Source organism: Micromonospora yangpuensis, assembly GCF_900091615.1.
In the GTDB taxonomy this organism is placed as follows: Bacteria; Actinomycetota; Actinomycetes; order Mycobacteriales; family Micromonosporaceae; genus Micromonospora; species Micromonospora yangpuensis.
The window spans coordinates 2,594,887-2,612,037 of the sequence record NZ_FMIA01000002.1 but is presented as its reverse complement, the minus strand read 5'-3'; the positions used below and the strand labels follow the sequence as shown (position 1 = coordinate 2,612,037).

General features: G+C 72.2%; 19 protein-coding genes and 1 pseudogene. 7 read left to right on the top strand and 13 right to left on the bottom strand.

Translation table 11 applies throughout. The annotated features are described in order from the left end of the window. Window positions 1-25 precede the first annotated feature (25 nt). Window positions 26-652 (bottom strand): acyl-CoA-like ligand-binding transcription factor, encoded by a 627-nt coding sequence (locus GA0070617_RS11930; RefSeq protein WP_091436497.1) that lies wholly within the window; start codon window positions 650-652, stop codon window positions 26-28. Window positions 653-788: 136 nt separating this feature from the next. Between GA0070617_RS11930 and GA0070617_RS11925 the strand changes: the two genes are divergently transcribed. From GA0070617_RS11925 to GA0070617_RS11900, 6 genes are all read left to right on the top strand, one after another. Beyond that, complete coding sequence (locus GA0070617_RS11925; RefSeq protein ID WP_091436495.1) at window positions 789-1,130, top strand: PadR family transcriptional regulator; 342 nt, start codon at window positions 789-791, stop codon at window positions 1,128-1,130. Continuing rightward, window positions 1,127-2,071, top strand: coding sequence for a permease prefix domain 1-containing protein (locus GA0070617_RS11920; protein WP_091436493.1), 945 nt, complete (start codon window positions 1,127-1,129; stop codon window positions 2,069-2,071). The genes GA0070617_RS11925 and GA0070617_RS11920 overlap by 4 nt, the downstream gene beginning before the upstream one ends. Window positions 2,072-2,144: 73 nt before the next feature. After that, complete coding sequence (locus tag GA0070617_RS11915; RefSeq protein ID WP_373868345.1) at window positions 2,145-3,431, top strand: sensor histidine kinase; 1,287 nt, start codon at window positions 2,145-2,147, stop codon at window positions 3,429-3,431. Window positions 3,432-3,442: 11 nt separating this feature from the next. After that, complete coding sequence (locus GA0070617_RS11910) at window positions 3,443-4,153, top strand: response regulator (protein ID WP_229688328.1); 711 nt, start codon at window positions 3,443-3,445, stop codon at window positions 4,151-4,153. An 82-nt stretch (window positions 4,154-4,235) separates the two neighbouring features. Continuing rightward, on the top strand, window positions 4,236-5,129 hold the full coding sequence (locus GA0070617_RS11905; RefSeq protein WP_091446279.1) for an ABC transporter ATP-binding protein: 894 nt from the start codon (window positions 4,236-4,238) through the stop codon (window positions 5,127-5,129). Beyond that, the gene (locus GA0070617_RS11900) at window positions 5,126-6,190 is read left to right on the top strand and encodes an ABC transporter permease (protein WP_091436488.1); all 1,065 of its coding nucleotides are present in this window, start codon (window positions 5,126-5,128) and stop codon (window positions 6,188-6,190) included. The genes GA0070617_RS11905 and GA0070617_RS11900 overlap by 4 nt, the downstream gene beginning before the upstream one ends. A gap of 70 nt (window positions 6,191-6,260) precedes the next feature. On the opposite strand, the gene GA0070617_RS11895 is transcribed toward GA0070617_RS11900, so the two are convergent. From GA0070617_RS11895 to pgsA, 11 genes are all read right to left on the bottom strand, one after another. Further along, a complete protein-coding gene (locus GA0070617_RS11895) occupies window positions 6,261-6,893 on the bottom strand; it encodes a ribonuclease FAU-1 family protein (RefSeq protein ID WP_091446276.1) in 633 nt (210 codons plus the stop codon). A gap of 128 nt (window positions 6,894-7,021) precedes the next feature. After that, on the bottom strand, window positions 7,022-7,417 hold the full coding sequence (locus GA0070617_RS11890) for a PIN domain-containing protein (protein ID WP_091436486.1): 396 nt from the start codon (window positions 7,415-7,417) through the stop codon (window positions 7,022-7,024). Continuing rightward, entirely contained in the window at window positions 7,414-7,626 is a 213-nt protein-coding gene (locus GA0070617_RS11885; protein WP_091446274.1) for a type II toxin-antitoxin system VapB family antitoxin, read from the bottom strand. The genes GA0070617_RS11890 and GA0070617_RS11885 overlap by 4 nt, the downstream gene beginning before the upstream one ends. 111 nt (window positions 7,627-7,737) lie before the next feature. Beyond that, a complete protein-coding gene (locus GA0070617_RS11880) occupies window positions 7,738-8,490 on the bottom strand; it encodes a YebC/PmpR family DNA-binding transcriptional regulator (protein ID WP_091436483.1) in 753 nt (250 codons plus the stop codon). A 203-nt stretch (window positions 8,491-8,693) separates the two neighbouring features. Beyond that, complete coding sequence (locus tag GA0070617_RS11875; protein ID WP_091436481.1) at window positions 8,694-8,891, bottom strand: hypothetical protein; 198 nt, start codon at window positions 8,889-8,891, stop codon at window positions 8,694-8,696. 18 nt (window positions 8,892-8,909) lie between these two features. Continuing rightward, window positions 8,910-9,515 (bottom strand): pyridoxal 5'-phosphate synthase glutaminase subunit PdxT, encoded by a 606-nt coding sequence (gene pdxT / locus GA0070617_RS11870; RefSeq protein ID WP_091436478.1) that lies wholly within the window; start codon window positions 9,513-9,515, stop codon window positions 8,910-8,912. A gap of 74 nt (window positions 9,516-9,589) precedes the next feature. Then, complete coding sequence (gene pdxS, locus GA0070617_RS11865) at window positions 9,590-10,507, bottom strand: pyridoxal 5'-phosphate synthase lyase subunit PdxS (protein WP_091436476.1); 918 nt, start codon at window positions 10,505-10,507, stop codon at window positions 9,590-9,592. A 223-nt stretch (window positions 10,508-10,730) separates the two neighbouring features. Then, window positions 10,731-11,234: a hypothetical protein gene (locus GA0070617_RS11860; protein ID WP_091436473.1), complete on the bottom strand. Its 504-nt coding sequence runs from the start codon at window positions 11,232-11,234 to the stop codon at window positions 10,731-10,733. Between the two features lie 21 nt (window positions 11,235-11,255). After that, a complete protein-coding gene (locus tag GA0070617_RS11855; protein ID WP_091436471.1) occupies window positions 11,256-12,416 on the bottom strand; it encodes a glycosyltransferase family 4 protein in 1,161 nt (386 codons plus the stop codon). A gap of 16 nt (window positions 12,417-12,432) precedes the next feature. Continuing rightward, the gene (locus GA0070617_RS11850) at window positions 12,433-13,365 is read right to left on the bottom strand and encodes a phosphatidylinositol mannoside acyltransferase (RefSeq protein WP_091436468.1); all 933 of its coding nucleotides are present in this window, start codon (window positions 13,363-13,365) and stop codon (window positions 12,433-12,435) included. Window positions 13,366-13,405: 40 nt separating this feature from the next. Next, window positions 13,406-14,035 carry a phosphatidylinositol phosphate synthase gene (gene pgsA / locus GA0070617_RS11845; RefSeq protein WP_091436464.1) on the bottom strand — a complete coding sequence of 210 codons (630 nt, stop codon included), beginning with the start codon at window positions 14,033-14,035 and terminating at the stop codon, window positions 13,406-13,408. Window positions 14,036-14,305: 270 nt separating this feature from the next. On the opposite strand from pgsA, the pseudogene GA0070617_RS11840 reads away from it, so the two are divergent. Continuing rightward, window positions 14,306-15,346: pseudogene (locus GA0070617_RS11840) on the top strand (GTP-binding protein); the annotation flags it as partial. A gap of 734 nt (window positions 15,347-16,080) precedes the next feature. Here the strand turns inward: GA0070617_RS11840 and GA0070617_RS11835 are convergent. Beyond that, a complete protein-coding gene (locus tag GA0070617_RS11835; protein WP_217628924.1) occupies window positions 16,081-17,133 on the bottom strand; it encodes an aldo/keto reductase in 1,053 nt (350 codons plus the stop codon). Between the last annotated feature and the right edge of the window lie 18 nt (window positions 17,134-17,151).

Here is a 17,151-nt window from a genome sequence, read left to right as displayed (position 1 = left end):
GTTGTCGGGACAGGGTTGTCGGGGATCACCGCTGGTGCGGTTCGGGGTGACGCGGGTCGGGCAGGCCGGCGGCGACCGCCGCGAACGCCTCGTCGACCAGGTCCGGCAGGGGTCGGGCGCCGCCGCTGTGGGCCCAGCGGACCATCGCGATCCGCAGTGCGGCACCGGTGACCGCCGTGACCAGGGCGGGGTAGGTGTCCTCGGGCGGCAGCCCGGTGCGCGCGGCCACCGCCGCCACCAGGGCCTGCTCGGTGGCGGCGTTGCCGGAGACCAGGCGGGCCAGCAGGACCGGGTGCTGCATCACCACCCGCATCCGCAGCAACCACAGCTCGGCCTCGCCCTCCACGTCCTCGATCACCTCGGTCAGGGCGAGTCGGATCGCCCGCAGCGCGGGCACCTGTGCCGGCACGTCGGCCAGGGCGCGCAGGACCCGCTCGCGGTCGCCCTCGCTGTCACCCACCAGCGCCTCGTCCTTGGCCGCGAAGTAGTTGAAGAACGTCCGGGAGGAGACGTCGGCGGCTTCGCTGATCTCCTCCACCGTCACCTGGTCCAGCCCACGCTCGGCGACCAGGCGCAGCGCGGCGGCGGACAGCGCGGCCCGGGTCTGCCGCTTCTTGCGGTCGCGCCGACCGAGCGGTCCGTCGGAGGTCATGCCCTCACTCTAGGAGCGAAGGTGCAGAGACTGCAAACTTTCGGAATGTGACACGACCCAGGTACGCGCACAGGCCGCTCAATCGACAGTAATGTGCGATGGACAATGCTGTGTGCCACACACTATGGTGTGACGCATGGGCAATGACGACATCCTCCGGACGCATCTGCAGGAGTTACGTCGGGGCACGGTGGTGGTGGCGAGCCTGATCGCGCTGCGCCGCCCCGACTACGGCTACGCGCTGCTGCAGCGCCTGGCGGCGTACGGATTCCCGGTGGACGCCAACACCCTCTATCCCCTGCTGCGCCGCCTGGAGGAGCAGGGCCTGCTGACCAGCGAGTGGAACACCGACGAGAGCCGCCCGCGCAAGTTCTACCGGACCAGCGAGCAGGGCGAGTCGGTGCTTACCCGGCTCCTCGACGACCTGGCCGCCGTCCAGACCGCCGTGACCGGCCTGATCGAAGGAGTGGACCGTTGAGTTCCCTGACCGACCGCTACCTCGCCGCCACCCTGCGCGCCGCCCCCGCCGCGCGGCGGGAGGAAATCGTCGCCGAGCTGCGCGCCGCCATCACCGACGCCGTCGAGGACCGGACCGGCGCCGGCCAGGACCCGGCCACCGCCGAACGGGACGTGCTCACCGAGCTGGGCAACCCGGAACGCCTCGCCGCCCGCTACGCCGACCAGCGGCTGCAGCTCATCGGCCCCGCCGTCTACCTGGCCTGGCGGCGGTTGCTCCGAGTGCTGCTGACCTTCGTGCCGGCCCTCGTCGGCACGGTGGTCGCCCTGGTCGAGGCGGCCACCGGCGCGGGCGCGGGCGCGATCGGATCGGGCATCACCACCGCCCTGAGCGTGGCGGTCCAGATCTGCTTCTGGGTCACCCTGACCTTCGCGATCCTGGAGCGCACCGGCACCGCCGGGGCACTGCCGGAGTGGACCGTCGACCAGCTCCCGGAGGACACCGCCGAGCGGAGCATCTCGCTTCCCGACACGGTCGCCGCGATCGTCGGACTGCTCTTCGCCCTCATCTTCCTGCCCTGGCAGCACCTGCGTTCCTCGGTCACCGCAGCCGACGGGGAGAACATCCCCCTGCTCGACCCGGCGCTCTGGGACTCCTGGCTGCCCGTGCTCGCCGCCGTCCTGCTCGCCAGCATCATCTTCGAGCTGGTCAAGTACCGGATCGGGCGGTGGAGCTGGCGACTCGTCGCGGTCACCGCCGCCCTCAACCTGGCCTTCGGAGTGCCCACGATCTGGCTGCTGCTGACCGAACGCCTGCTCAACCCGGCGCTGGTGCAACGCTTCGAGTGGCTGCGCGAGGGCGACAACCTGGCGACGGCGAGCACGGTGGCCGCCGTCTCGATCGCGGCGATCATGGTCTGGGACACCGCCGACAAGGCGGTGAAGACGTACCGGCAGCGGTGATCGACCCAGCGTAGGACGGGTGGGAACGCAGGTGGCGTACATCTCGCTCGACCCGGGATGGCATCGTTCCGGTGTGCAGACCTCCAACGACCACCAGTGGCGGCGGCCCGGTCCCACCCCGCGACAGCGTCGCATCGACCTCTGGATCGGGCTGGCCGTCGCCGCGCTGGCGTTGTTCAGCCTCACCCTGGCCCGCAGCGCCGGAATGTTCATCCTGGGGCCCGGCCCCTCCGCACCCGAGCAGGTCTTCTGGGCGCTGGCGGCGACCCTGCCACTGATCTGGCGGCGACGCTGGCCGGCGGTGACCACCCTGGTCATCTCGATCGCCTACATCGCCGGGCAGGGCCGGGCGGCACCGGAGAGCCAGATCACCAGCGGTGCGCTCTTCGCCGCCATCTACACCCTTGGCGCCTGGGGTCAGGACCGACGGCTGGCCCGCCGGCTACGCATCGGGGTCATCGGCACGATGTTCGCCTGGCTGGGGCTGTACTACGCGCTGGTCGGCTTCCGGGAGCTGGGCCCGGACGCCTTCTCCCTGGCGGTCGGCCCGGTGCCGCCGGTGCTCGCGGTGATGGTCAACGGGGTGCTGCTCAACGGCCTGTTCTTCGGCTTCGCCTACCTGTTCGGGGAGACCGCCTGGGTGGCCGCCCGCCGCGACCACGAGCTGCGCGCCCAGGCCGACCAGCTACGCCGCTCACAGGCCGAGGCACACGAACGGGCGGTCGTCGGCGAGCGGGTACGGATCGCCCGCGAGCTGCACGACGTGGTGGCCCACCACGTCTCGGTGATGGGCGTACAGGCCGCCGCCTGCCGCCGGGTGTTCGACAAGGACCCGGAGAAGGCGCGTACCGCGCTGGCCGCGATCGAACAGACCGCCCGCACCGCCGTCGACGAGCTGCGCCGGATGCTCGGCCTGCTGCGCGCCGTCGACACCGACGAGGACGACCGGCGCCCCGGCGGCGCCGACATCGACCGGGTGCCGGACCTGGTCGGCCGGGCCCGGGACGCCGGCCTGAAGGCCAGCGTCGGGGTGTACGGCGACGTGGTGCCGCTGCCCGGCTCGATGTCCCAGACTGGGTACCGGATCGTGCAGGAGGCCATCACGAACACGCTGAAACACGCCGGTGCCACCCTGGTCGACGTCCGGATCCGGTACCTGGACCACGAGCTGGAGATCGACGTGACCGACGACGGCCGGGGCGGACCCGCCTCAGGTGAGCGTGGGCTCGGGCTGATCGGCATGCGGGAGCGGGTCGCCGCGCACGACGGTGTGCTGGAGGTGGGTCCCCGCACCGGCGGTGGATGGCGGGTCCGGGCCCGCCTCCCGCTGGCCACCGACGCGACGGGACCGACGCGGTGACCGGCCCCGCAGTGGGTGCCGGTGCCGAGGGTGGGCGGCCGATCCGGGTGCTGCTCGCCGACGACCACCACCTGGTACGTACCGGCTTCCGGGTCATCCTGGAGGTGGAGGACGACATCGAGGTGGTCGGCGAGGCCGCCGACGGCGACCGGGCCGTGGCCCTGACCCGGGCAACCCGGCCGGACGTCGTGTTGATGGACGTGGAGATGCCCGGCATGGACGGCCTGGAGGCCACCCGGCAGATCACCGGCACCGCCGGCGCCGGACCCGGTCCGGCGGTGCTGATCCTGACCACCTTCAACCGCGAGGACTACCTCTTCGCCGCGCTCCGGGCCGGTGCCGGTGGCTTCCTGCTCAAGAACGGCACCCCGGAGGAGCTCGTCGAGGCCGTGCGGGTGCTCGCCCGTGGCGACGGGCTGCTCGCCCCGGAACTCACCCGGACGGTGATCACCGCCTTCGCCCGGTCGGTCGGCCCGGCCGGCGCCGGCCGAACCGGAGCAGACGCCCGGGCGGCCCTGGCCGCGCTCACCCCCCGGGAACACGAGGTGCTGGTCCTGGTCGCCCGGGGTGCCAGCAACGCGGAGGTCGCCGGCACCCTCGGTCTCGGCGAGGCCACCGTCAAGACCCACGTCAGCCGGGTACTCACCAAACTCGGCCTGCGCGACCGGGTCCAGGCGGTGATCTTCGCGTACGAACACGGGGTGGTCCAGCCCGGCGGGTGACCGGGATCCGCCGTACGGCGGACCCCGATGATCCTCCCCCGGCCCGAGGGACGGCCCCGCCGACCGCCCTACCGTGGGTCGGGTGACCACAACCCTTCGACTCGACGGGGTCGACCGCAGCTTCGGCGACCGACAGGTACTCAAGAACGTCACCTTCGACGTGCACGCTGGCCGGATGACCGGCTTCGTCGGCGGCAACGGTGCCGGCAAGACCACCACCATGCGGATCATCCTGGGGGTCCTCGCCCCGGACGCCGGGTCGGTGCGCTGGCGCGACGCGCCGCTTACCACCTCCGACCGGCAACGCTTCGGCTACCTGCCGGAGGAACGCGGTCTCTACCCCAAGATGACCGTCCGCGAACAGGTGACGTACCTGGGTCGGTTGCACGGGCTCGGCCCTGCCGCCGCCCGGCGGGCCACCGACGACCTGCTCGAACAGGTGGGGCTCGACGCCCGCGGCGACGACCTGCTGGAGACGCTCTCCCTCGGTAACCAGCAGCGTGCGCAGATCGCCGCCGCGCTGGTCCACGACCCGGAGCTGCTGGTGCTCGACGAGCCGTTCTCCGGGCTCGACCCGCTGGCCGTCGACACGCTGCTGGCGGTGCTGCGCGAACGGGCCGCCCGAGGGGTGCCGGTGCTCTTCTCCAGCCACCAGCTCGACGTGGTGGAACGGCTCTGCGACGACCTGGTGATCATCTCCGACGGGGAGATCCGGGCCACCGGCAGCCGCGACGAGCTGCGCTCGACCTACGCCCGGCCCCGGTTCGAGCTGGTGGTCGACACCGACGCGGGCTGGCTGCGCGACCAGCGCGGCGTGACCCTGGTCGACCTGGACGGGCAGCGTGCGGTCTTCGACCTCACCGCCGACGCCGACGACCAGCAGGTGCTGCGGGAGGCGTTGGCGCGCGGCCCGGTCCGCGCCTTCCGCCCGGTCACCCCCACGATCGCCGAGATCTTCCGAGAGGTCACCCAGTGAACACGTACCAGGCCACCCGCCTCGTCGCCGGCCGGGAGATCCGGGTCAAGCTGCGCGACCGTACCTTCCTGATCAGTACGCTGATCTTCCTGCTCATCGCGGCGGGGGCGACCATCCTGCCCGGGTTGTTCTCCAGTGGGCCGTCCAGCGTCGCGGTGGCCACCGAGAGCGTCGCCGCCGGGTTGCGCGACGCCGGCCTGCAGGTCCGCACCGTGGCCGACGACGCCGCCGCCGAGCAGGCGGTACGCGACGGCGACGTGGACGCCGCCGTGGTCTCCGGACCGACCGTGGTCGCCCTGGCCAACGCCCCCCAGGACGTGGTGAACGCGCTCAGCGTCGCACCGCCGGTCCGGTTCCTCGATCCGGACGCGGTCGACCCGTTCGTCGCCTTCATCGTGCCCTTCGCCCTCGCGTTCGTCTTCTTCATCACCTCCCAGACGTTCGGCCTGCAGATCGCGCAGAGCATCACCGAGGAGAAGCAGACCCGGATCGTGGAGATCCTGGTCGCCGCGGTACCGGTCCGGGCCCTGCTGGCCGGCAAGGTGATCGCCGGCTGCCTGCTCGCCCTGGGCCAGATCGCCCTGATCGCGCTGGTCACCTTCGCCGGTCTCGCGTTCAGCGGCAACACCGACCTGCTCGGCCTGCTGGGGCCGGCGATCGCCTGGTTCGTGCCGTTCTTCCTCTTCGGATTCCTGCTGCTGGCCGCGATGTGGGCGGTGGCCGGGGCACTGGTGGCCCGGCAGGAGGACATCGCCGCCTCCTCCACACCGGTGCAGATGGCCCTGATGGTGCCCTTCTTCGCGGTGGTCTTCCTCAACGACAACGCGGGCATCCTGCGACTGCTGTCGTACCTGCCGTTCTCGTCGCCGATGGCGATGCCGCTACGGGCCTTCACCGGTGACGCGGCGGGCTGGGAGCCAGTGCTGTCGCTGGCCCTGCTGGCGGTCAGCGCGGTCGCCTTCGTCCTGGTCGGAGCCCGGCTCTACGAGGGATCGCTGCTGCGTACCAACGGCCGGACCTCGATGTCGACGGCCTGGCGGCAGCGGGAACGGATCGGCTGAGCCACGACCCGGCCCGGGTTCCGGCCTCAGGCCGGCCCGGGATCGGGTTTCGGTCGGGCCCGGCGCCCGGTCAGCAGGGGACGGTGTCCCAGCCGGCGGGGAGGCGGGGCACCGGCCAACGGGGGTCCGGGCGCCACCCGGCCCAGGCCTCGTCCCACCAGCGCCGTCCCACGTCGAGCAGATCGGCGATCCGGGCCCCCTCGGCCCGGATCGCCTCGCCCTGCCCCGGGTAGCGCCCCTCGGTGAGCCGCTGCCCGAACAGCTCCACGTCCTTCCAGACGTACCGGTCGGCGTCCGCCGCCCACCACAGGTCCAGCTCGTGGTCGAGGGTGTCGATGCCGATCGGGGTACGCCGGAACGGATCCTGGAGATTGAAGTACCAGCCGGCGAAGGCCCGCTCGGGGCCGACCCAGAACACGTCGATCGAGTGCGCCACCCCGGGCAGGTGCAGCATCAGCTTGCCGGGCCCGGTCCACCGCTGGTGACCGCCCGTCTGCCAGGGGTGCCGGCCGGCCGGGAAGACCCCGGTTTCGGGGAAGCCGAAGGCGGCACCCTCGGGCAGGTAGAGCGCGAGCAGGTCCGGGGAGTCTTCGACACAGACGGTGGGCATGCCGAACCACACCTCGCCGAGCAGGATCTCGCGGCGCACGACCGGCTCACCCGGGGCGAACCGGCGCGTTGGTCCACTCTGCGTCAAGGACATCGACACTCCCTGATCCGGCCGCTACCGGACCAGGGTAACCGCCGCCGCCGTCCGGGCCGTGTCGACACGACGAGCCACGGCGGCCATGACCTCGTCACCGACGTCCCGGTGCGCGAAGATCCCCGCGGTCAGGTGATCCGTTCCTGATTCAGTTGGGGTACCAACCGGGCCACTGTTTCGAAGTCGGAGTCCTGATGGAGCACCACCAATTTCAGCCGAATCGCCGTGGCCACCACGAGATGATCTGCCACGGAAAGACCCTGATGGGCGCTGTGACTGGCGAGTTCCTGCCGGACTGCCCGGACAACCTGCCAGGCGTCATCCGGTACGGGAACCCAGGGGTAGACGTGGCGCAGTCCCTGCTCGACCCGGTCGTACGCCTTGGCGTCCGCGATGGTCAGCGTCTCCACGAGCACCGGATCGCAGATGGCAATCAGGCCACGGGCCGCCAGGTCGGACCACTGCGGATCAGCTTGACGCCGAACCATCCGGACCAGGGCGCTGGTGTCGACAAGGTACTTCACCTGTCGAGTTCGTCGAGCTGGTCGAAGTCGAATCCGCCAGCATCAGCGACCTCCTGCAGGTCGGCCAAGGCCTGCTGGCGGCGCTCGCGGCTTGACTCCACCGCCTGTCGGAGCGCCAGCGTCACCGTCTCCTTCTTGGTCGCGGTGCCGAGCGCCGCGGTGGCCTCCGCCAGCAGATCCTCGTCGAGATCCAACAGAGTTTTCGCCATCGAACGCACCTCCCGGAGAAGAATATATCCGGGAGGCGCGTATATCCAGGCAAGGTCAGCCGACAGTCCCGGCGACCACGTCACCTGAGGTCCGACGGGGCCGTCAGCACCTCATGCTTCGACCGACGCGAGCACGTCGTCCGAGACGTCGAAGTTGGCGTAGACGTTCTGCACGTCGTCGCAGTCCTCCAGCACGTCGATCAGCTTGAAGATCTTGCGTGCGCCCTCCTCGTCCAGCGGCACGTTCACGCTGGGGACCAGGGAGGTCTCGGCCGACTCGTACTCGATGCCGGCGTCCTGCAGGGCGGTGCGCACGGCCACCAGATCGGTCGGCTCGGAGATCACCTCGAAGGCCTCGCCGAGGTCGTTGACCTCCTCGGCACCGGCGTCGAGGACGGCCAGCATCACGTCGTCCTCGCTGGTCTGCTCCTTCGGGACGATCACCATGCCCTTGCGGGAGAACATGTACGACACCGAGCCGGCGTCGGCGAGCGAGCCACCGTTGCGGGTCAGCGCGGTGCGTACCTCGGTGGCGGCGCGGTTGCGGTTGTCGGTGAGACACTCGATGAGCATCGCGACGCCGCTCGGGCCGTACCCCTCGTACATGATCGTCTGCCAGTCGGCGCCGCCGGCCTCCAGGCCGGAGCCGCGCTTGACCGCCCGGTCGATGTTGTCGTTGGGCACCGAACTCTTCTTGGCCTTCTGGATGGCGTCGAAGAGGGTGGGGTTGCCGGCCGGGTCACCACCACCGGTGCGCGCGGCGACCTCGACGTTCTTGATGAGCTTGGCGAACATCTTGCCACGCTTGGCATCGATGACGGCCTTCTTGTGCTTGGTGGTCGCCCACTTTGAGTGGCCGGACATCTGCTACCTCCGTTGCTACCCGCCGTCTGCGTCGACCGCACCGTGCCCGCACCGACCCCACCCGGCGCACGCGGTGGTGCCGGTCGACCCTGGTGGAAGCCGTGGCGAGCAGATGCCCCGCCGAATCTCGGCAATCCTACCGACGTGCGGCGGGTGGACGTCACCCGCCGCACGTCGGCCGCCGGCCTGATCTCCCCCGAGCTCTACAGACCAGACAAAAACCACTCCCCTGTCCGGTACGCCCCCGACACGGTCGCCGCGGCCATTTCCTGCAGGTCGCAGCGCTCCGCCAGCCCCGCCCGGAACCGACGGAACGCCGCCAGCGACGGCAGCGGGTCGGGCAGGTGCGGGCCCGACACCACCTCGACGAAGGTGCACCCGTCGTCGAGCCGCAGTGTCACGTACCGCAGGTCCTCCGGTCAGCGCGCCGCGCGGACCAGGTCCACGAAGTAGGCGTGCAGCCGAGCGTCGCCGGTGAGTTCCGGGTGGAACGAGGTGGCCAGCAGGTGGTGGTGGCGGACCGCCACGATCCGCCCGGCGGCCGGGCCGGCGGTGACCGTGCCGAGCACCTCGACGTCGTCGCCGACCCGCTCGACCCAGGGGGCGCGGATGAAGACCGCGTGCAGCGGGCCGCCCTCGACCCCGGCGATCTCCACCGGTGCCTCGAACGAGTCGACCTGGCGGCCGAAGGCGTTGCGCCGGACCGTCATGTCGATCCCGGCGAAGCCCCGCTGGTCGGGCCGGCCGTCGAGGACCTCGGTGGCCAGCATGATCATGCCGGCGCAGGAGCCGTAGACCGGCAGGCCGGCGGCGATCCGCTTGTCGATCGGCTCGCGCAGCTCGAAGATGTCGACGAGCTTGCTGATCGTGGTGGACTCCCCACCCGGGATCACCAGCCCGTCGACCGCGTCCAACTCCTCCGCCCGACGCACCGCGCGCGCCTCGGCGCCCGCGTCGGTCAGCGCGGTGACGTGTTCGCGGACGTCGCCCTGCAATGCGAGCACGCCGATCACGGGTACCGTCACGTGTCTTCCTTCCAGGTGTTAGGAAGGGCCCCTTCCCCTACCGCAGGCGTTAGGAAGGGGCCCTTCCTTTCACGTCACCAGCCGCGCTCGGCCAGGCGGTGCGGCTGGGGGATGTCGTCGACGTTGATGCCGACCATCGCCTCACCCAGGCCCCGGGAGACCTTGGCCAGCACGTCCGGGTCGTCGTGGAAGGTGGTGGCCTTGACGATCGCGGCGGCCCGCTGGGCCGGGTTGCCGGACTTGAAGATGCCGGAGCCGACGAAGACACCCTCCGCGCCGAGCTGCATCATCATCGCCGCGTCGGCCGGGGTGGCGATCCCACCGGCGGTGAAGAGCACCACCGGCAGCTTGCCGGTCTCGGCGATCTCCTTGACCAGCTCGTACGGGGCCTGCAGCTCCTTGGCCGCGACGAAGAGCTCGTCGGTGGGCAGCGTCTGCAGCCGACGGATCTCCTGACGGATCTTGCGCATGTGGGTGGTGGCGTTGGAGACGTCACCGGTGCCGGCCTCGCCCTTGGAGCGGATCATGGCCGCGCCCTCGGTGATCCGGCGCAGCGCCTCACCCAGGTTGGTCGCGCCACAGACGAACGGCACGGTGAAAGCCCACTTGTCGATGTGGTTGGCGTAGTCGGCCGGGGTGAGCACCTCGGACTCGTCGACGTAGTCGACGCCGAGCGACTGCAGGATCTGGGCCTCGACGAAGTGGCCGATGCGGGCCTTGGCCATCACCGGGATGGAGACCGCGTTGATGATGCCGTCGATCATGTCGGGGTCGCTCATCCGGGACACCCCGCCCTGGGCACGGATGTCGGCGGGAACCCGCTCGAGGGCCATCACCGCGACCGCGCCGGCGTCCTCAGCGATCTTGGCCTGCTCGGCGGTGACCACGTCCATGATGACGCCGCCCTTGAGCATCTCGGCCATGCCGCGCTTGACGCGGGCGGTGCCGACGGTCGGCGTGGCGCTGGCGGGTGCGGCGGTGGATTCGGACACGGGTCATCGCTCCTCGGACGGGTACGGGGTGGCTTGTCGAAATGCTACGACGGCCACAACGCGCACCCGACAGCCAATCAGCCCCACGGTGGCCTGCTCTGTGGCCGTCATCACCCCGCCTGCTGCGGCTGCCCGGCCAGCCTGGAGTCCCCGGTGCCCCGGCGAGGGTGAAAGGGGTGCCCCGCTCTACCGAATGCGTTAAGAGGGGGCCCTTCCTTTCACCTCAGGCGGGGACGTCGGCGGCGGGGGTGGTGAGGGTGGGGTCGTCGACGTCGAAGTAGCGGGGCCAGTCGTGGCCACGCCCCATCCGCAACAGCCGCACCAGGGGCCGCCCCCGCACCGCCCGGGCGTCGCGTACCAGGTCGGTGTGCACCTGCCTGGCCAGCGCCAGGCGACGACTGGCCGCGATCACCGCCTCGCACTCGGGGTCGGTCGGGTCCAGCCGTACCGAGCGCAGTTGGCGGGTGAGGTCGTTCTCGGCCGCCTCCCGCTCCTGCGGCCCGGCGTCCAGAGCGATCCGCGCGGCGGCGTACAGCTCGACACCGAACCGCCGTTCGGCCAGCACCGCCGCGGCCGCGGCCCGGCGCAGCAGGTGGGCGTCGAGGGCACGGGCGGCCGACTCGGCCCGGACCTGGAGCCGCTCGACCCGGCCGGCGGTCCAGATCAGGTACGCCGCGACCAGGCCGACGACCACGGTCGCGCCCACCACCCACCACATGCCCGGCATCGTAGTGCTGCTCCGTTCCGCTCAGCCCAGCCCCACCCATTCCTGGTCGATGACCCGCCCGTCGGTCGCCTCGATGGCGGCGGCGTAGACCTCCACCACCCGCCGGGCCACCACGGGCCAGTCGAAGCCCGCCACCACCTGGTCGCCGCAGGCGGTCAGCGCGGCCCGACGCACCGGATCGTCCAGCAGTTCGCCGAGGATCGTCCGCAGCGCCACGGCGTCACCGTTGGGGAAGAGGCAGCCGGCCCGCCCCTGGTCGAGCACCCGACGGAACGCGTCCAGGTCGCTGGCGACGACCGTGGTGCCGGCGGCGAGGGCCTCGGTGAGGATCATCCCGAATGATTCCCCACCGGTGTTCGGCGCGACGTAGAGATGCACACTGCGTAACATGCGTGCCTTGTCCGCCTCGGAGACCCGTCCGAGGAAGTCCACCCGCTCGCGCAGGTCGGCCGGGAACCGGCCGTAGAGGTCGTCCGGGTCACCGGGGCCGGCGACCAGCAGCCGCAGGCCGGGCCGTTGCCGGGCCAGCTCGACGAAGGCGTCACGCAGGATCGGGAAGCCCTTGCGGGCCTCGGTGAACCGGCCCAGGAAACCGATGCTGCCGCCGACGCCCGGGGCGCACTCCCCCGGCCACCCGGGCAGCGGATCGACCCCGGCGTACTTACGCACGGTGACCCCGTTGGGGATCTCCACCGCCCCGCCGTCGAGGTGTTCGACCTGCACCTTGCGGGCCAGCGCGCTCACCGCGATCCGGGCGGTGATCCGCTCCAGCACGATCCGCAGCGCCCCCTGGGCCGCCGAGAGCACCCGGGACCGGGTCATCGCGGTGTGGAAGGTGGCCACCACCGGCCCCCGGGCGGACAGGACCGCGAGCATCGACAGGCTGAGGGTGAGCGGCTCGTGCACGTGCAGCACGTCGAAGTCACCCCGGATGATCCAGCGCCGGACCCGGGCGGTGGAGACCGGGCCGAAGGCGATCCGGGCCACCGAACCGTTGTACGGCAGCGGCACCGCCCGGCCGGCCGGCACCACGTACGCCGGTAGTTCGGAGTCCTCGTCGGCCGGGGCGAGCACGCTCACCTGGTGACCGAGCCCGATCAGGGCCTCGGCGAGGTCCATGACGTGGTTCTGCACTCCGCCGGGAACGTCGAAGGAGTACGGGCACACGATGCCGATCCGCACGTCAGTGCCCTTCGTCTCAGACCGAGCCGGTGGCGGCCGGGGGCCTCGTACGGTCCGGTCCCGGGCCCTTCTGGTCCAGCCACATACGCTGCAACATGTGCCAGTCTTGCGGATGACGGGCGATGCCCGCCGCCAGACCGTCGGCAATTCGCTGGGTCAGCAGCCGGACCCGCTGGTCCAGCGGGCCGCTGTCGGGTGCCGGCAGGGTCAGCGGACCGTCGAGGGCGGCACAGGCCGCGTCCGGTTCGTACCACATCGAGGCGACGTAGAGCGGGGCGCCGGTCCGGATGGCCAGCAGCGCGGGGCCGGCCGGCATCCGGGTGCGGCCGCCGAAGAAGTCCACCTCCACGCCCCGGGCGGAGAGGTCCCGGTCGGCGAGCAGCGGCACCACCGTACCGACGCCCAGCCGGTCCACCAGCACGTCGAAGGTGGGCCGGGTACCACCGTGGTTGGGCAGGATCTCCATCCCCAGCCCCTCCCGGAAGGCCACGAACCGCTCGAAGACCCCCTCGGGCTTGAGCCGCTCGGCGACCGTGGTGATCGGCCAGCCGGTGGCCGCCGCCCAGGCACCGGCCAGGTCCCAGTTCCCGGCGTGCGGCAGCGCCACCACCGCGCCCCGCCCGGCCGCCACGTCGGCGGCCAGCGACTCGGAGTTGCCCAGCCGGAACTCGGCCAGGATCTGCTCCCGGCTCAGCGCGGGCAGCCGGAAGGCCTCCATCCAGTACCGGGCGTACGACCGCAGACCCTGCCGGACCAGGTCGTCCAGCTCGGCCTCGGGCATCGCCGGGCCGACCACCCGGCGTAGGTTGGCCCGCAGCCGGCGGGCCCCGGCACCGCCGCGACGGTGGGACCGGTCCGCCCCGGCCCGGAAGGCGGCGGCGACCATCGGCCGGGGCAGCGCGCGGACCAGCCGCCAACCGGCGACGTACCCGAGCTCGGTCGCGTTCACCTGCGCCCGCCCGTCACCCCGGGCCCACGTGCGGTGGCCGTCACCGCTGGCCGCCCGGCTCGAGCTGGCGGGCCTGCCGGTGGACGTGGACCATCCGCTGCCCGACGGTGAACACCGAGACCGCCGCGAGCAGCCAGAGCGCGATCGGCAGGGCCCGGTCCACGCCGAGGCCGGTGAGCAGGCCGCCGACGCCGACGATGAGCAACCGCTCGGTACGCTCGGCGATGCCCACGTTGCAGGTCATGCCGAGTCCCTCGGCGCGGGCCTTCACGTACGAGACGAGACCGCCGACGGCCAGGCAGAGCAGGGCCGCCGCCACCGACGGGTAGTCGCCCTGGGTGGCGAGCCAGTAGGCCACGGCGCCGAAGACCGCGCTGTCGGCGACCCGGTCCATGCTCGAGTCGAGGAACGCGCCGAAGCGGGTGGAGCCGCCCGACATCCGGGCCATCGTCCCGTCGAGCAGGTCGGTCAACGCGAAGACGGTGACGATGAGCGCTCCGGTGACCAGGTGGCCGCGGGCACCGAAGCCGAGGGCACCGACGAGCACCCCGACGGTGCCCGCCACGGTGACCGTGTTGGGGGTGACGCCCGCTTTCAGCAGGCCGCGTGCGACGGGCTCGACGACGCGGGTCATCCCCGCTCGGGCCGACACTTGGAAGATCTTCGCCATGGCGGTCCCACGATAACGGGCGGTCCACCGTCCGCGATACGGCCGGTGGTCGCCCGGCGCGGCGTGGTGGTGTGCGGCCGGTCGAAGGGGTGAAATCGGGCGGTGATGGTGAGCCAGCTCACCCACGTGCCTGCCCCGTCGGTGCGGGACGGCGGGACACCGGAGGATATCGCCGCGGATCAGCCCCGGGCCCGCTGCCGTAACGGGTGGCGGACACCACCACCGGTCGAGGAGGTGCGCCCGATGGCGCAGCGCAGTGAGGTGCGCCCGATGGCGCAGCACGGTCAGGACGGCACCACCGGCGTGCCGTCGGTGGTCACGGCACCCGACCGGGTACGCAACGTGGTGCTCGTCGGGCACTCCGGTTCGGGCAAGACCACCCTGGTGGAGGCCCTGCTGGCCGCCGGCGACGCGGACGGTCCGGACGCGGCGGCGGGCAGCCAGCGGCGGGCGGTCGGCCTGGCCTGCGTACCGCTGTGGCACCGCGGTGTGAAGATCAATCTGCTGGACCCGTGCGGAGACGGCGACGGCCCGGACGGCCCGGAGGACGGTCTGCGGGCCGGGCTACGGGGCGCCGACGCGGCGTTGTTCGTGGTCTCCGCCGTCGACGGGATGGACACCGCCACCGCCGCCCGCTGGGAGGAGTGCGCCGCCCTGGGCCTGCCCCGGGTGGTGGCGGTGACCCGGCTGGACCACCCCCGCGCCGACTTCGACGAGGTGGTGGCGCTGTGCCAGCGGGTGTTCGGCGACAACGTGTTGCCGTTGCATCTGATCATGCTCGGCGACGACGGTGAGTCGGTGGCCGGGCTGCTCGACCTGGTCACCCGCCAGGTCTTCGACTACACCACCGGCCTGCCGGCCCAGGTCCGCGAACCCGAGCCGCAGCACCTGCCGGCGATCACCGAGTCCCGGCACGAGCTGATCGATCCGCTGGTCGCCGAGAGCGAGGACGAGTCCCTGATGGACCGCTACCTCGCCGGCGAGGAGATCGACAGCGCGGTGCTGGTCGCCGAGCTGGCGCAGGCCGTGGCGCGGGGCCACTTCCACCCGGTACTGCCGGTCTGCGCGGCCACCGGTGTCGGCCTGGACGTCCTGCTCGACACCCTGGTCACGGCCGTCCCGTCGCCGTTGGAGCGCGACCTGCCCGCGGTGACCGGGGTGGACGGCTCACCCCGCCCCCCGTTGCCCTGCGACCCGGACGGTCCGCTGGTGGCCGAGGTGCTCCGGACCGGCACCGATCCGCTTCTCGGTCGGATCTGCCTGGTCCGGGTCTTCTCCGGCACCCTGCGCCCCGGACAGGACGTGCACGTCTCGGTCTCGGTCTCGGGCTCGGGCTCGGGCTCGGGCTCGGGCTCCGGCTCCGGCTCCGGCTCCGGCTCCGGCTCCGGCTCCGGCTCCGGCTCCGGCTCCGGCTCCGGCTCCGGCTCCGGCGAGCGTGGCAGTGCCGAGCACGACGCCGACCAGCGGATCGGCCGCCTCCACCACGCGCTCGACGGGGACCGGCGCGAGGTGCCCTTCTGCGTCGCCGGCGACAACTGTGTGATCACGAATCTCGGCAGCGCGGGGATCGGGGACACCATCTCCGCCCGGCACGACCCACTGCTGATCATCAGCTAGGGCTTGATCGACTCGGTTGGGCCGAAAAGGCGGTGTCCGGGGTCGGTTGATGCCGCCATATCGGCCCAACCGAGTCGATCAACGCCGTTGTCCCGTGAGGCGACCCGCCGCAGTCCGGCGAGGCGACCCGACCGGCAGGCCGCCGCAGTCCGGCGAGGCGACCCGACCGGCAGGCCGCCGCAGTCCGGCGAGGCGACCCGACCGGCAGGCCGCCGCAGTCCGGCGAGGCGACCCGACCGGCAGGCCGCCGCAGTCCGGCGAGGCGACCCGACCGGCAGGCCGCCGCAGTCCGGCGAGGCGACCCGACCGGCAGGCCGCCGCAGTCCGGCGAGGCGACCCGACCGGCAGGCCGCCGCAGTCCGGCGAGGCGACCCGACCGGCAGGCCGCCGCAGTCCGGCGAGGCGACCCGACCGGCAGGCCGGGGCGTTCAGGGCCAGGCGGTGGGCAGCATGGGGCTGGGCCAGTAGGGACGGTCCACCTCCCGCAGGGCGGCGGTACGCAGGGCGGCCAGTTGCCGCTCCACCTCGACGAAGTGGTCCGGCTGGAGAGGGCCCAGCGCCAGGGCGGCGGCGTTCTCCTCGACCTGGGCGACCGTCCGGCAGCCCGGGATCGGGATGGTCCGCCCGCTGCGGGCCCAGATCCAGCCCAACGCCCCCTGGGCCAGGGTGCGCCCGTCGGCGGTCAACGCGGCGCGGGCCGCCTCGACCCGGCGCAACCACTCCGGGGCCGGCCGGCCACTGCGGAACCACTCCAGCCAGCCCGAGGAGAGACCCCGTACGTCGTCTCGGGGCAGGGTCGAGGCCGGGGTGTACTTGCCGGTGAGCAACCCCATCCCCAGCGGCCCCCGGTTGATGCTGGCCAGGTCGTACTTGTCACAGACGGCGAGCAGGTCGGGGGCGTCGCGCAGCACCGAGAGGGCGTGCTGCACGGCGGCGGCGTGCGGGGCCTCCTGCCCGAAGACGGCCGCTCGGTCCGCCCGGTCGGTGCTCCAGCCGTACGCCCGGATCAGCCCCTCGGAGACCAGCTCCTCCAGCTCGCCGATCAGCGCCTGCGCCCGGGGCACCGGCAGATCCGCCAGATGCAGCTGGTACAGGTCGATCCGGTCGGTGCCGAGGCGACGCAGCGATTCCCGTACCGCCCGGCGCAGGTACGCCGGCGTGGCGTCCCGGCCGGTGGCCTGCCGGGCCCGCTCGTCGAACGTGTGACCCCACTTGGTGGCGATCACCGCCTCGTCCCGCTGACGGCCGAGTGCCTGCCCGAGGAGCCGTTCACCGTGCCCCGCACCGTAGGTGTCGGCGGTGTCGAAGAGGGTCACCCCGAGCTCGAGCGCCCGACGGACCGCCCTGATCGACTCGGTGTCGTCCACCGCACCCCAGCCCAGCGGGGTGGTGCCCTCCGACCACGGGCCGGCGATCGCCCAACAGCCCATACCCAGGGCGCTGACCTCGATGCCGCTGCGGCCCAACGTGCGCGTCGACATGCCCACCGACGCATCCTG

Excerpts from the sequence above, each read along its gene's own strand:
- GA0070617_RS11835 (WP_217628924.1), bottom strand. The coding sequence starts at position 17,133 with ATGTCGACGCGCACGTTGGGCCGCAGCGGCATCGAGGTCAGCGCCCTG.
- GA0070617_RS11925 (WP_091436495.1), top strand. The coding sequence starts at position 789 with ATGGGCAATGACGACATCCTCCGGACGCATCTGCAGGAGTTACGTCGG.
- GA0070617_RS11930 (WP_091436497.1), bottom strand. The coding sequence starts at position 652 with ATGACCTCCGACGGACCGCTCGGTCGGCGCGACCGCAAGAAGCGGCAG.
- GA0070617_RS11860 (WP_091436473.1), bottom strand. The coding sequence starts at position 11,234 with ATGCCGGGCATGTGGTGGGTGGTGGGCGCGACCGTGGTCGTCGGCCTG.
- pgsA (WP_091436464.1), bottom strand. The coding sequence starts at position 14,035 with ATGGCGAAGATCTTCCAAGTGTCGGCCCGAGCGGGGATGACCCGCGTC.
- GA0070617_RS11880 (WP_091436483.1), bottom strand. The coding sequence starts at position 8,490 with ATGTCCGGCCACTCAAAGTGGGCGACCACCAAGCACAAGAAGGCCGTC.
- GA0070617_RS11895 (WP_091446276.1), bottom strand. The coding sequence starts at position 6,893 with ATGTCCTTGACGCAGAGTGGACCAACGCGCCGGTTCGCCCCGGGTGAG.
- GA0070617_RS11885 (WP_091446274.1), bottom strand. The coding sequence starts at position 7,626 with ATGGCGAAAACTCTGTTGGATCTCGACGAGGATCTGCTGGCGGAGGCC.